The sequence below is a fragment of the Streptomyces sp. NPDC001828 genome (genome assembly GCF_042892175.1).
Classification (GTDB): domain Bacteria; phylum Actinomycetota; class Actinomycetes; order Streptomycetales; family Streptomycetaceae; genus Streptomyces.
Map to the genome: position 1 here is coordinate 378998 of NZ_JBIATV010000003.1, position 12548 is coordinate 391545.

At 68.2% G+C, this 12548-nt stretch carries 19 protein-coding genes; 1 reads left to right on the forward strand and 18 read right to left on the reverse strand.

The window, feature by feature from the left end:
- Positions 1 to 5: 5 nt before the first annotated feature.
- From rpsH to ACFYZA_RS13115, 17 genes are all read right to left on the reverse strand, one after another.
- The gene (rpsH, locus tag ACFYZA_RS13035) at positions 6 to 404 is read right to left on the reverse strand and encodes a 30S ribosomal protein S8 (protein WP_382588725.1); all 399 of its coding nucleotides are present in this window, start codon (positions 402 to 404) and stop codon (positions 6 to 8) included.
- A gap of 223 nt (positions 405 to 627) precedes the next feature.
- Positions 628 to 813 carry a type Z 30S ribosomal protein S14 gene (locus ACFYZA_RS13040; RefSeq protein WP_003956452.1) on the reverse strand — a complete coding sequence of 62 codons (186 nt, stop codon included), beginning with the start codon at positions 811 to 813 and terminating at the stop codon, positions 628 to 630.
- Positions 814 to 818: 5 nt separating this feature from the next.
- Entirely contained in the window at positions 819 to 1376 is a 558-nt protein-coding gene (rplE, locus tag ACFYZA_RS13045) for a 50S ribosomal protein L5 (RefSeq protein WP_053727613.1), read from the reverse strand.
- The gene (gene rplX, locus ACFYZA_RS13050) at positions 1376 to 1699 is read right to left on the reverse strand and encodes a 50S ribosomal protein L24 (protein WP_053727612.1); all 324 of its coding nucleotides are present in this window, start codon (positions 1697 to 1699) and stop codon (positions 1376 to 1378) included. Before rplX ends, rplE begins: the two co-directional genes overlap by 1 nt.
- A 2-nt stretch (positions 1700 to 1701) precedes the next feature.
- Positions 1702 to 2070 carry a 50S ribosomal protein L14 gene (gene rplN, locus ACFYZA_RS13055; protein ID WP_053727611.1) on the reverse strand — a complete coding sequence of 123 codons (369 nt, stop codon included), beginning with the start codon at positions 2068 to 2070 and terminating at the stop codon, positions 1702 to 1704.
- 99 nt (positions 2071 to 2169) lie between these two features.
- A complete protein-coding gene (gene rpsQ / locus ACFYZA_RS13060; protein ID WP_100578124.1) occupies positions 2170 to 2454 on the reverse strand; it encodes a 30S ribosomal protein S17 in 285 nt (94 codons plus the stop codon).
- Positions 2454 to 2678, reverse strand: a complete 225-nt coding sequence (gene rpmC, locus ACFYZA_RS13065) for a 50S ribosomal protein L29 (protein ID WP_003966952.1) — start codon at positions 2676 to 2678, stop codon at positions 2454 to 2456. The genes rpsQ and rpmC overlap by 1 nt, the downstream gene beginning before the upstream one ends.
- Positions 2678 to 3097 (reverse strand): 50S ribosomal protein L16, encoded by a 420-nt coding sequence (gene rplP, locus ACFYZA_RS13070; RefSeq protein ID WP_053727610.1) that lies wholly within the window; start codon positions 3095 to 3097, stop codon positions 2678 to 2680. Before rplP ends, rpmC begins: the two co-directional genes overlap by 1 nt.
- A 5-nt stretch (positions 3098 to 3102) precedes the next feature.
- A complete protein-coding gene (rpsC, locus tag ACFYZA_RS13075; protein WP_100578123.1) occupies positions 3103 to 3945 on the reverse strand; it encodes a 30S ribosomal protein S3 in 843 nt (280 codons plus the stop codon).
- The gene (rplV, locus tag ACFYZA_RS13080) at positions 3945 to 4292 is read right to left on the reverse strand and encodes a 50S ribosomal protein L22 (RefSeq protein WP_004571827.1); all 348 of its coding nucleotides are present in this window, start codon (positions 4290 to 4292) and stop codon (positions 3945 to 3947) included. The genes rpsC and rplV overlap by 1 nt, the downstream gene beginning before the upstream one ends.
- Before the next feature lie 43 nt (positions 4293 to 4335).
- Entirely contained in the window at positions 4336 to 4617 is a 282-nt protein-coding gene (rpsS, locus tag ACFYZA_RS13085) for a 30S ribosomal protein S19 (protein ID WP_100578122.1), read from the reverse strand.
- A gap of 12 nt (positions 4618 to 4629) precedes the next feature.
- Positions 4630 to 5466, reverse strand: coding sequence for a 50S ribosomal protein L2 (gene rplB / locus ACFYZA_RS13090; protein ID WP_161245597.1), 837 nt, complete (start codon positions 5464 to 5466; stop codon positions 4630 to 4632).
- 39 nt (positions 5467 to 5505) lie between these two features.
- Positions 5506 to 5820, reverse strand: a complete 315-nt coding sequence (rplW, locus tag ACFYZA_RS13095) for a 50S ribosomal protein L23 (RefSeq protein WP_053727606.1) — start codon at positions 5818 to 5820, stop codon at positions 5506 to 5508.
- Positions 5820 to 6470 (reverse strand): 50S ribosomal protein L4, encoded by a 651-nt coding sequence (gene rplD, locus ACFYZA_RS13100; RefSeq protein ID WP_382588719.1) that lies wholly within the window; start codon positions 6468 to 6470, stop codon positions 5820 to 5822. The genes rplW and rplD overlap by 1 nt, the downstream gene beginning before the upstream one ends.
- 4 nt (positions 6471 to 6474) lie before the next feature.
- Positions 6475 to 7119: a 50S ribosomal protein L3 gene (rplC, locus tag ACFYZA_RS13105; protein WP_120721902.1), complete on the reverse strand. Its 645-nt coding sequence runs from the start codon at positions 7117 to 7119 to the stop codon at positions 6475 to 6477.
- A gap of 14 nt (positions 7120 to 7133) precedes the next feature.
- Positions 7134 to 7442 carry a 30S ribosomal protein S10 gene (gene rpsJ / locus ACFYZA_RS13110; protein ID WP_003948644.1) on the reverse strand — a complete coding sequence of 103 codons (309 nt, stop codon included), beginning with the start codon at positions 7440 to 7442 and terminating at the stop codon, positions 7134 to 7136.
- 576 nt (positions 7443 to 8018) lie between these two features.
- Complete coding sequence (locus ACFYZA_RS13115) at positions 8019 to 8999, reverse strand: type VII secretion system-associated protein (protein ID WP_388489911.1); 981 nt, start codon at positions 8997 to 8999, stop codon at positions 8019 to 8021.
- 151 nt (positions 9000 to 9150) lie between these two features.
- Between ACFYZA_RS13115 and ACFYZA_RS13120 the strand changes: the two genes are divergently transcribed.
- A complete protein-coding gene (locus ACFYZA_RS13120) occupies positions 9151 to 11184 on the forward strand; it encodes a PIG-L family deacetylase (protein WP_388489914.1) in 2034 nt (677 codons plus the stop codon).
- Positions 11185 to 11285: 101 nt separating this feature from the next.
- Here ACFYZA_RS13120 and tuf read toward each other — a convergent pair whose 3' ends face one another.
- A complete protein-coding gene (gene tuf / locus ACFYZA_RS13125; protein WP_100578111.1) occupies positions 11286 to 12479 on the reverse strand; it encodes an elongation factor Tu in 1194 nt (397 codons plus the stop codon).
- Between the last annotated feature and the right edge of the window lie 69 nt (positions 12480 to 12548).

The following is a 12548-nucleotide window of genomic DNA, read 5'->3' on the forward strand; positions in this document are numbered from 1 at the left end:
CCCGACTACCAGACGTAGGCGAGGACTTCCCCACCTACGCCCTTCTTGCCTGCCTGCTGGCCGGTGAGCAGACCGTGCGACGTGGAGATGATCGCCACGCCCAGGCCGCCGAGCACCTTCGGCAGGTTGGTGGACTTCGCGTACACACGCAGACCGGGCTTCGAGATCCGCTTGATGCCCGCGATGGAGCGCTCACGGTTCGGCCCGAACTTCAGCTCGAGGGTGAGGTTCTTGCCGACCTCGGCGTCCTCGACCTTCCAGCCGGTGATGAAGCCCTCCTGCTGGAGGATCTCCGCGATGTGCGACTTGATCTTGCTGTGCGGCATCACGACGGAGTCGTGGTACGCCGAGTTTGCGTTGCGCAGACGAGTCAGCATGTCTGCGATCGGGTCAGTCATGGTCATGAATCGGCCTTCGGCCTCTCTCGCCGCGGTTTCCTGTATGCGCCATCCCTCTCCCCACTCAGTGGCGGGACGGGTGCGGTGCGGGGACCTACGGCGTAGTAAGTCGTTATGGGCGGCGGACGCCCAACCCCACAAGCCTACGGCATATGGGGGAGAGCATCCGCCGACCAGATACTTACCGAGAGCCTCCGGTAATTCCCAAGTCCCAAGGGACAGTGGGGAATTACCAGGAGCTCTTGGTCACGCCCGGCAGCTCGCCACGGTGAGCCATCTCACGAAGGCACACACGGCACAGGCCGAACTTGCGGTACACGGAGTGGGGGCGACCGCAGCGCTGGCAGCGGGTGTACGCGCGCACACCGAACTTGGGCTTGCGGGCAGCCTTCGCGATAAGAGCCTTCTTCGCCATCTCGCTTACGCCTCCTTGAAGGGGAAGCCGAGGTGACGGAGGAGCGCGCGGCCCTCGTCGTCGTTGGTCGCCGTGGTGACCACGGTGATGTCCATACCCCGGGTACGGTCGATCTTGTCCTGGTCGATCTCGTGGAACATGACCTGCTCGGTGAGACCGAAGGTGTAGTTGCCACGGCCGTCGAACTGCTTCGGCGACAGACCACGGAAGTCACGGATACGCGGCAGCGCGAGCGACAGCGTACGGTCAAGGAACTCCCACATGCGGTCACCACGGAGGGTGACGTGGCAGCCGATCGGCTGCCCCTCGCGCAGCTTGAACTGCGCGATCGACTTGCGGGCCTTGGTGACGGCCGGCTTCTGACCGGTGATCGTGGTGAGGTCGCGAACCGCGCCGTCCATCAGCTTGGAGTCGCGGGCGGCGTCGCCCACACCCATGTTGACCACGATCTTCACGAGGCCGGGAACCTGCATGACGTTCTCGTACGAGAACTCCTCACGCAGCTTGCCCGCGATCTCCTCGCGGTACTTCGTCTTGAGACGCGGAGTGGTGGTGGTAGCCATCAGATGTCCTCACCCGTCCGCTTGGCAACGCGGATCTTGTTGCCCTCGTCGTCGAAGCGGAAACCGACGCGGGTGACGACCTTGTTGCCGTCCTTCTCCACGACGAGCTGAACGTTGCTCACGTGGATCGGGGCCTCGGTCGTCACAATGCCACCGGTCTGCGAACCGCGAGCGGTCTGGCCGGCCTTGGTGTGCTTCTTGACCCGGTTGACACCCTCGACCAGGACGCGGTCCTCGCGGGGGAAGGCCGCGATGACCTTGCCCTGCTTGCCCTTGTCCTTACCGGTGATGACCTGAACCAGGTCGCCCTTCTTGATCTTCATGCTTACAGCACCTCCGGCGCGAGCGAGATGATCTTCATGAACTTCTTCTCGCGCAGCTCCCGGCCCACCGGGCCGAAGATGCGGGTGCCGCGGGGGTCGCCATCGTTCTTGAGGATGACGGCCGCGTTCTCGTCGAAGCGGATGTACGAGCCGTCCTGACGACGACGCTCCTTGACGGTGCGCACGACGACAGCCTTGACGACGTCGCCCTTCTTCACGTTGCCACCGGGGATCGCGTCCTTGACGGTGGCGACGATGACGTCACCGATACCCGCGTAGCGGCGACCGGAGCCACCGAGCACACGGATGCAAAGGATTTCCTTCGCACCAGTGTTGTCGGCGACACGCAGTCGCGACTCCTGCTGGATCACGTCTATCTCCTGATCGTCTGCCGGTTCCCGGCCGGGGCTTGATGACTCAAGCCCCGGCCGAGCCTGGCGGAACTAACCCGAGGGAAACCCCTCAGGTGATTACTTGGCCTTCTCGAGGATCTCGACGATGCGCCAGCGCTTGCTCGCCGACAGCGGACGCGTCTCCATGATGAGGACGCGGTCGCCGACACCGGCAGCGTTCTGCTCGTCGTGCGCCTTGAGCTTGTTCGTACGGCGGATGACCTTGCCGTACAGCGCGTGCTTCACACGGTCCTCGACAGCGACGACGACGGTCTTGTCCATCTTGTCGCTGACGACCAGACCCTCGCGGGTCTTGCGGAAACCGCGCGCTTCAGTCGTCTCAGTCACATTCTTCTCGCTCATCAGGCGCTCTCCACCGTCTCGATGCCCAGCTCGCGCTCGCGCATCAGGGTGTAGATCCGGGCGATGTCCTTACGGACGGACTTGAGCCGACCGTGGTTCTCGAGCTGGCCCGTCGCCGCCTGGAAGCGGAGGTTGAACAGCTCTTCCTTGGCTTCGCGGAGCTTGTTGAGAAGCTCCTCGTCACCCAGCTCGCGCAGTTCGGACGCCTTGGTTCCGGCCGACATCACGCCTCACCTGCCTCGCGCCGGACGATGCGGCACTTCATCGGGAGCTTGTGAGCGGCTCGGGTGAGCGCCTCACGAGCAATCTTCTCGTTCGGGTAGGACAGCTCGAACATCACCCGGCCCGGGTGAACGTTCGCGACCCACCACTCCGGAGAACCCTTACCGGAACCCATGCGGGTCTCGGCAGGCTTCTTCGTCAGGGGGCGGTCCGGGTAGATGTTGATCCAGACCTTGCCGCCACGCTTGATGTGGCGGGTCATCGCGATACGAGCCGCCTCGATCTGGCGGTTGGTCACGTACGCCGGCGTGAGGGCCTGAATGCCGTACTCGCCGAACGCAACCGTCGTACCACCCTTGGCCATACCGCGGCGCTTGGGGTGGTGCTGCTTGCGGTGCTTGACCCTACGGGGGATCAGCATTTCGGTCAGGCCTCCGTTCCGGTGCTCTCAGCCGGAGCGGCAGCGGCGGGAGCCTCGGCCTGGGGGGCCTCGGCAGCCGGCGCAGCCTGCTGCGGCTTGCGGCCGCGACCGCCACGCTCGCCGCCACGGCCACCGCGGCCACCGGCCGGACGGTCGTTGGCGCCACCACGGGCCGGGCGGTTACCCGCACGGGCCGCTGCGTTCTCGGCGCGAACCTCGGCGATGTTCTTGACGTCGCCCTTGTAGATCCAGACCTTCACGCCGATGCGGCCGAAGGTCGTCTTGGCCTCGAAGAAGCCGTAGTCGATGTTCGCGCGCAGGGTGTGCAGCGGCACACGGCCTTCGCGGTAGAACTCCGAGCGGGACATCTCGGCGCCGCCGAGACGGCCACCGCACTGGATCTTGATGCCCTTGGCGCCGGCCTTCATCGTGCCCTGCATGCTCTTGCGCATGGCACGACGGAAGGAGACGCGGGAGGAGAGCTGCTCGGCAACGGCCTGAGCAACCAGCTGAGCGTCCATCTCGGGGTTCTTGACCTCGAGGATGTTCAGCTGGACCTGCTTGCCCGTGAGCTTCTCGAGGTCGCCGCGGATGCGGTCGGCCTCGGCGCCACGGCGGCCGATGACGATGCCGGGACGCGCGGTGTGGATGTCCACCCGCACGCGGTCACGGGTGCGCTCGATCTCAACCTTCGAGATGCCGGCGCGCTCCATGCCGGACGTCATCATCCGACGGATGGCGACGTCTTCCTTGACGTAGTCCTTGTACAGCTTGTCGGCGTACCAACGGGACTTGAAGTCCGTGGTAATGCCGAGTCGGAACCCGTGCGGGTTTACCTTCTGGCCCATTACCGGGTTCCTTCCTTGCTGCTGACGACCACGGTGATGTGGCTGGTCCGCTTACGGATCCGGTAGGCACGGCCCTGAGCACGCGGACGGAACCGCTTCAGGGTCGGGCCCTCGTCCACGTACGCCTCGCTGATGACCAGCGAAGAGGCGTCGGTGTGGTCGTAGTTGTGCGCGGCGTTGGCAATGGCGCTGTCCAGCACCTTGCCGACCGGCACGCTCGCGGCCTGCGGGGCGAAACGCAGGACCGCCTGAGCCTCCGTGGCATCCATGCCACGGATAAGGTCCACCACGCGGCGGGCCTTCATGGGCGTGACGCGGATGTACCGCGCCTGGGCCCTGGCTTCCATGGTTGTCCCTTCGGTGTAAGTCATAGTCGTTACCCACCCCGCGTTAGCGGCGCTTCGACTTCCGGTCGTCCTTGACGTGGCCGCGGAAGGTGCGAGTCGGCGAGAACTCGCCGAGCTTGTGGCCGACCATCGACTCGGAGACAAACACCGGGACGTGGGTCTTGCCGTTGTGCACCGCGATCGTGTGGCCGAGCATGGCCGGGATGATCATCGAGCGACGGGACCAGGTCTTGATGACGTTCTTGGTTCCAGCTTCGTTCTGAGCGTCCACCTTCTTTACGAGGTGGCCGTCAACGAAGGGTCCCTTCTTGAGACTGCGCGGCATCTAAACCCGCTCCTAGCGCTTCTTGTTCGTCTTGCGGCGGCGGACGATGTACTTGCTCGATGCCTTCTTCGGCGAGCGAGTACGACCCTCCTTCTGACCCCACGGGGAGACCGGGTGGCGACCACCACTGGTCTTGCCCTCACCACCACCGTGCGGGTGGTCAACCGGGTTCATCGCGACACCGCGGACGGACGGGCGAACGCCCTTCCAGCGCATACGGCCGGCCTTGCCCCAGTTGATGTTCGACTGCTCGGCGTTGCCGACCTCACCAACGGTGGCGCGGCAGCGGGCGTCGACCAGGCGAATTTCGCCGGACGGCATACGAAGGTGGGCCATCGTGCCCTCCTTCGCCAGCAGCTGCACCGAAGCACCCGCGGAGCGGGCGAACTTCGCACCGCCGCCGGGACGCAGCTCGATGGCGTGGATGGTCGTACCGACCGGGATGTTGCGCAGCGCCAGGTTGTTGCCCGGCTTGATGTCGGCCCCGGGGCCGTTCTCAATGCGGTCACCCTGGCTCAGGCCACGGGGCGCAATGATGTAGCGCTTCTCGCCGTCCGCGTAGTGCAGGAGCGCGATGCGCGCGGTGCGGTTCGGGTCGTACTCGATGTGAGCGACCTTGGCCGGCACGCCGTCCTTGTCGTGACGACGGAAGTCGATCACGCGGTAGGCACGCTTGTGGCCACCGCCCTGGTGACGGACGGTCACACGACCGGTGTTGTTACGGCCGCCCTTGCTGTGCAGGGGGCGGACCAGCGACTTCTCCGGCGTGGACCGCGTGATCTCGACGAAGTCGGCGACGCTGGAGCCACGACGGCCCGGAGTCGTCGGCTTGTACTTGCGGATACCCATTTCTCAGTCCTCGTCCGATATTCGGACCAGGGCGCTCCGTTAGGAGGCCTGGCCGAAGATGTCGATACGGTCGCCCTCAGCAAGGGTCACGATGGCGCGCTTGGTGTCGGCGCGCTTGCCGAAACCGGTCTTCGTGCGCTTGCGCTTGCCCTGGCGGTTGATCGTGTTGACCCCGGTGACCTTGACCGAGAAGACCGCTTCCACGGCCTGCTTGATCTGGGTCTTGTTGGAGCCCGGCTTGACGATGAACGTGTACTTGTTCTCGTCGAGCAGCGCGTAGCTCTTCTCGGACACAACCGGCTTGACAAGAATGTCGCGCGGGTCCGTGAAGGTCTTGCTGGTGATCTCGGCCATCAGGCCTCGCTCCCCTCGTTGTCATCGGCCTTGGGGCCAGACACGAAGGACTCGAAAGCGGCCTGGGTGAAGACCACGTCGTCGGAGACGATCACGTCGTACGTGTTCAGCTGGCCCGGCTCCAGGATGTGGACCTGGGGCAGGTTGCGGGCGGACAGCCACGCGGCCTCGTCGGCACGCTCGACGACCAGGAGCAGGTTGGCGCGCTCCGAGATCTTGCCGAACAGCGTCTTGGCGGCCTTGGTGGAAGCCGAGCCCTCGACCACGCCGGTGACGACGTGGATGCGGGAGTGGCGCGCCCGGTCGGAGAGGGCACCGCGCAGGGCGGCGGCCTTCATCTTCTTCGGGGTGCGCTGCGAGTAGTCACGCGGCTGCGGGCCGTGGACGACGCCACCGCCGGCGAACTGCGGCGCACGGGTCGAACCCTGGCGCGCGCGGCCGGTGCCCTTCTGGCGGTACGGCTTGCGGCCACCACCACGGACTTCGCCGCGAGTCTTGGTCTTGTGCGTGCCCTGACGGGCAGCAGCCAGCTGCGCGACAACGACCTGGTGGATCAGCGGAACGCTGGTCTTCGCGTCGAAGATCTCCGCGGGGAGCTCGACGGTACCGGCCTTGTCGCCTGCCGGCGAAAGGATGTCAATGGTGCTCATTACCTCAAGCCCCCTTGGCCGCGGTACGGACCAGGACGAGGCCGCCGTTCGGACCGGGGACCGCGCCCTTGATGAGGAGCAGACCCTTCTCCGCGTCAACCGCGTGGATGGTCAGGTTCTGGGTGGTGACACGCTCGTTGCCCATGCGGCCCGCCATGCGGACGCCCTTGAACACACGGCCAGGGGTGGCGCAGCCACCGATGGAACCGGGCGAGCGGTGCTTGCGCTGGACGCCGTGTCCGGCGCCGAGGCCCTTGAAGTTGTGACGCTTCATGACACCGGCGAAGCCCTTGCCCTTGCTCTTGCCCGTGACGTCAACCTTGACGCCGGACTCGAACACCTCGGCAGTGATCTCCTGGCCCAGCGTGTACTCGCTGGCGTCAGGGGTGCGGAGCTCCACCAGGTGGCGGCGCGGGGTCACGTCGGCCTTGGCGAAGTGACCCTTGAGGGGCTTGTTCACCTTGCGCGGGTCAATCTCGCCGAAGGCGATCTGGACCGACTCGTAACCGTCGACGTCGTTCGTGCGGACCTGCGTCACGACGCACGGCCCGGCCTTGATGACGGTGACCGGGACAACCCGGTTGTTCTCGTCCCAGACCTGGGTCATGCCGAGCTTCTCGCCCAGGACGCCCTTGATGTTCTTGCTCATCTCGGCCCGTCCCTTCAGAGCTTGATCTCGATGTCGACACCGGCCGGCAGGTCGAGGCGCATCAGCGAGTCAACCGTCTTCGGCGTGGGGTCGAGAATGTCGATGAGGCGCTTGTGCGTGCGCATCTCGAAGTGCTCGCGAGAGTCCTTGTACTTGTGCGGCGACTTGATGACGCAGTACACGTTCTTCTCAGTGGGCAGCGGCACCGGGCCTGCGACCGACGCACCAGTGCGGGTCACCGTCTCGACGATCTTCTTCGCCGAGGAGTCGATGACCTCGTGGTCGTAGGCCTTGAGCCGGATGCGGATCTTCTGTCCCGCCATGGCTACCTAGTAGTCCTTTGTCTCGTAACGCTCTGGAACCCGGGGGCTCTACCGACTCTGTCTCCGACCCACGCGGTCGGGCGTGTCGCATTCCCTCTACGCAGAAATCCCATACGGAATTTCCCAACCAAGGGGATGCGGGCCACATGACCTCGCGGACGGGGGCAGAACACCCACCGGACGCCTGGCTGGAGCCCCGCTGACACTTCCCGGAAGATTCCCGTACGTCCGCCCCTGCCCCTCCAGAGCTGGAGAAGTGTGAGACGACGAGTACTGTGGGACTCGCTTCCGGTCCTCCCGGCGGGAGGCGCGCAGCATCGGCACTCAACCGAGCAACCCCGACAGTCTGCCACACAGCCCCACGGCCTGGCCAATCGCAGCCGGGAAGCGTACCCCACGTCACATGCGCTCACGCATTCGGCACGCGCAACGCTGTACTCGGTCCACGCTGCGGCGTCCCGGCCCCCGCCCCCGTACGCGACGCGAGCCGCCCCGCCCACGACCGGACCGTTTCCCATCGCAACGTCAACTGGCCTCATTCCAGCGGTGGTTGACCGGTCGAGCCCCACCCGGCGATCAGCCGAGCGCGGCCCGCAGCTCCGCCGAGGGGACGCGTACCGACACCCGGCTGCCCGGGTTCAGCTTGAGGGCGACGTCGGCGGGGAGGGTGGCGAGGAGCTCGGCGCAGGGGACCGCCCGCAGCTCGGCCGCCGCGCTCGGGGCGTGCTCCGGGTCGGTCAGCACCGGCACGAAGCGTCCCTCGGCGTCGGAGCGCACGGCCGGCCCCGGTTCGTCCGTGGGCACCAGGTAGACGGTGGCCTCCGCCAGGCGTCGCGCCAGGGCCGCCTCGGCCCCGTGCCCCGTCGCGGCGAGCTGCATCGCGGCGTCGACCGGGTCCGTCGGGGCGGGGAGGCCGAGCGCGGTCGGGGACGGCCGGTAGTCGGGGTTGTGACTGAACTCTCCGGGCTCGCCGCGCCGGTCGACCGGCCAGGCCCCGACGACCGCGTACGGCGGCACCGTGCCCCGTGGGTCGTACGCCGGGTCGATCGAGTAGAGCCAGCTGCCGGGCGCCCGCTTCGCCCGCGCTCGCAGCGCCTCGCCGAGCGTGGGCTCCGGGACCATCAGCCGGTTCTTGGCGGCCGTCACGGAGGCCTTCCACGCCGCGTAGGCCGCCCGGTGCTCGGCCACCGGGACCACGCTCGCCGCGTCGGCCTCCTCGAAGAGCTCGACCGTGTCGTCGGGCGCCGCCCCGGCACCCGGGTGCAGCCGATAGCCGCGGGTGCTGCCGCTGGAGCGGAGCCTGCCGCTCTGCCAGACATCGGGCCGCGCCCCGTTGACCAGCAGCCGCCAGCCGTGCGCCTCCAGCTGGAGGCGCACCTCCATCAAGGAGCCGAAGAGGTCGCCGGTCGCCGACGCGCTCCCCCACGGGCCGTCGGCCCGCACCCGGTACGGGGTCCGGCTGTCGTCCAGGCGCCACCACGACACACCGCACCGCACCCGCTCGTCGCCGCGCACGGCGGTGACGTCGTCGCGGCGGCCCATCATCGTCTCGGTCATGCCCCCATCCTGGGCGGCGCGACCCCCCGGCCCCAAGGCCGCCCCCTCGGCGCCCCCCACAGGCAACCCCGCCCCCCGCTCCCCCGTCTCACTGGGCGCGTGACCCCCGGGGGTCACGGAGAACGAGGGACGAGCGGTGGGCGGGACGTACGTGGACGAGACAGCAAGGCCCGTGGGGCCGGGGCGACGGGCCGTTCTGGGGAGCGCCGCCGCCGCGGGGCTCGCCGTCGCCCTCGCGGGGTGTGCGGTGCCCGGCACCGGCCGGGGGAAGGGCACGGGCCCGGCCGCCCCGCTCGCCGCCCCCCGCACCCCCCTCCTGCTGCAGATCCTCGCCCACCCCGACGACGACCTGTACTTCATGAACCCGGACACCCAGCACACCCTGGACTCCGGTGTTCCGCTGGTCAGCGTGTACGTCACCGGTGGGGAGGCCAACGGGGACAACCGGGTGGTCAGCGACACCGGCCCGCACGTGTACGACAAGGCCGGCTATTCCTCCGCCCGGCACCAGGGGCTGCGGCAGGCGTACGCCACCCTGCTCGGGATGGACAAGTACACCCCGTGGGACAAGTCCGTCGCCGAGCTGCGCGGCGGGCATCGCGCCGAGGTCAACCGCCTCCAACACCGGGGCCGCAGCGTGGAGTTGGTGTTCCTCAACACCGCCATGCACACCCCGCTGGGCGGCCGGATGGGGCTGCCCGGCCTCTGGGCGGACCGGAGTCTGCGACTGCCCGTCGTCATCGCCACCGGGTCCCCGCTCACCCGGGCGAAGTCGTACACGTACGACAGCATGGTCGAGGTGCTGGCCGGGCTCCTCGCCGACTACGCGCCCACCCTCGTCCAGACCCTCGACCCCGACCCGGACATCCAGCACAGCTCGCCGGCCGACCGCTCGCACGACTCCGAGCAGCCGGGGTACTCCGACCACGCCGACCACACCGCCGCCGCCTCCTTCGCCTGGGCCGCGCTGATCCGGCACGCCGAGCGCGGCAACGCCTTCCTCGCCACCGCCTACCGCGCGTACTACAACCGGCACTGGCCGAAGAACCTGCCGCCGAGGGTGCTCGCCGAGAAGGCCGCCCATCTCGTTCCGTACGGCGGGGACAAGGCGTGGGCCTGCGGGAATCCCGGTGGGTGCGGGGACTACAACGTCGGCGGGACGCGGCCGCTCACCAACTGGAAGGGGTGGGTGCGCTCCACCCACTACCGCTACCCCGGCACCCGGCTGCTCGTCTCCGACGACGGCGCCCACGCCTACGGGGTGCTCGGGCTGCGGGCCGTGCGGTGGAGCCGGAGCGCCGACGACCGCTGGGGCGCGCCCGAGGACCTGGGCGGCTCCCCGCTCGCTCCGGTGCTCGGCGCGGCCACCCTGGCCGACGGCCGGCAGCTGCTCCTCGGACTGCGGTTCTCCTCGCTCCAGGGGCGCGCCGGTGCCAACACCCGGGAGATCGTCGTCCTCGAACAGGCCGCTCCCCAGGGGAAGTTCGGGGCGTGGAAGGGGCTGGGGAACCCCGAGCGCGGGGACGACCGCGGGCGGCGGATCGGGCCGCCCACCGCGATCGGCGCGCCGGACGGCCGGGTCCACCTCTTCGTGCGCAACGCCGACCGCGGCATCAGCTCCCGTGTCCGGGAGGCCGACGGCACCTGGTCGCCGTGGCGCGATCTGGGCGGGGAGTCCGTGCAGGAGGGGCTGAGCGCCGTCGTCGACGGGCGCGGTCGCGTGCACGTCTTCGCGGCGGGCGCCGACACCGTGCACCACTGGACCCAGAGCGCCCCCGGCCGGCCGCTGGCCCCCGCGCCGTCCCGGCTGCCGCTCGCCGTGGACGCGGTGGCCCCGGTCGCGGCCGGCGACGGCGTACGGCTGCTCTACCGCTCCTCGGCCGACCCGGGGAAGGCCCGCCAGGACCCCGGCTCCCCCGCGTCCCCCCGCCTCACCTCCGTCCACCTGGACGGCGGCGCGGCGGAGCCGGTCGTGCTCGACGGGTACGGGCCGGTCGGCGCGGCGGGTGCGTACGTGCTGGGCACGGACGAGCAGGGGCAGGTCCAACTCGTCGGCGCGGGGCGGGTGTTGAAGCGGCCCCGGGGCGTGGTCCCGGTCGGGCCGCCCACGCTGTACGTCCGCGACGGGAAGCCGCTCGCGCTGGGGCTCGGGGTGGACGCGGCCCCCTGGTCCTGGCGGCCGTAGAGCCTCCCGGAACCCCGTAGAGACGGCGAAGAGCCCCGCACCTCGAAAGGTGCGGGGCTCTTCTGACAGCTCAGCGAGCTACCAGGTCAATCGTCAGGTACTTACTTGACGATCTTGACGACCTGGCCGGCGCCCACGGTCCGGCCACCCTCACGGATGGCGAACTTGAGGCCCTCCTCCATGGCGACGGGCTGGATCAGCGCGACGTTCATGGCGGTGTTGTCGCCCGGCATGACCATCTCGGTGCCCTCGGGGAGGGTAACGACGCCGGTCACGTCCGTGGTACGGAAGTAGAACTGCGGGCGGTAGTTGTTGAAGAACGGCGTGTGACGGCCACCCTCGTCCTTGGACAGGATGTACGCCTGGGCCTCGAACTCGGTGTGCGGCGTGACCGAACCGGGCTTGATGATGACCTGGCCGCGCTCGACGTCCTCGCGCTTGATGCCACGAAGCAGCAGACCGACGTTCTCACCGGCCTGGCCCTCGTCGAGCAGCTTGCGGAACATCTCGATGCCGGTGACCGTGGTGGTGGTCTTCTCGGTCTTGATACCGACGATGTCGACGGTCTCGTTGACCTTGAGGACACCACGCTCGATACGACCGGTGACGACGGTGCCACGACCGGTGATCGTGAAGACGTCCTCGATCGGCATCAGGAACGGCTTGTCGACGTCACGCTCGGGCTGCGGGATCGCCTCGTCGACGGCGGCCATCAGGTTCAGGACCGACTGGCCCCACTCCTTGTCGCCCTCGAGCGCCTTGAGCGCCGAGACCTTGACGACCGGCAGGTCGTCGCCCGGGAACTCGTACTCGGAGAGGAGCTCACGGACCTCGAGCTCGACGAGCTCCAGGATCTCCTCGTCGTCCACCATGTCGGCCTTGTTCAGGGCGACGACGATGTACGGCACGCCGACCTGGCGGGCCAGGAGCACGTGCTCCTTGGTCTGCGGCATCGGGCCGTCGGTGGCGGCAACCACGAGGATCGCGCCGTCCATCTGCGCGGCACCCGTGATCATGTTCTTGATGTAGTCCGCGTGACCGGGGCAGTCGACGTGGGCGTAGTGACGCGACTCGGTCTGGTACTCGACGTGCGCGATCGAGATCGTGATACCGCGCTGGCGCTCCTCAGGAGCCTTGTCGATCTGGTCGAAGGCCGAGGCCTCGTTCAGGTCCGGGTACGCGTCGTGCAGCACCTTGGTAATGGCGGCCGTGAGGGTCGTCTTACCGTGGTCGATGTGACCGATGGTGCCGATGTTGACGTGCGGCTTAGTCCGCTCGAACTTTGCCTTCGCCACTGGGGTCCTCCTGCGGAGTGGTTCTGGTACGCCTTACTCATCGGCGCCAGGTGATCTTTGCTGGGATGC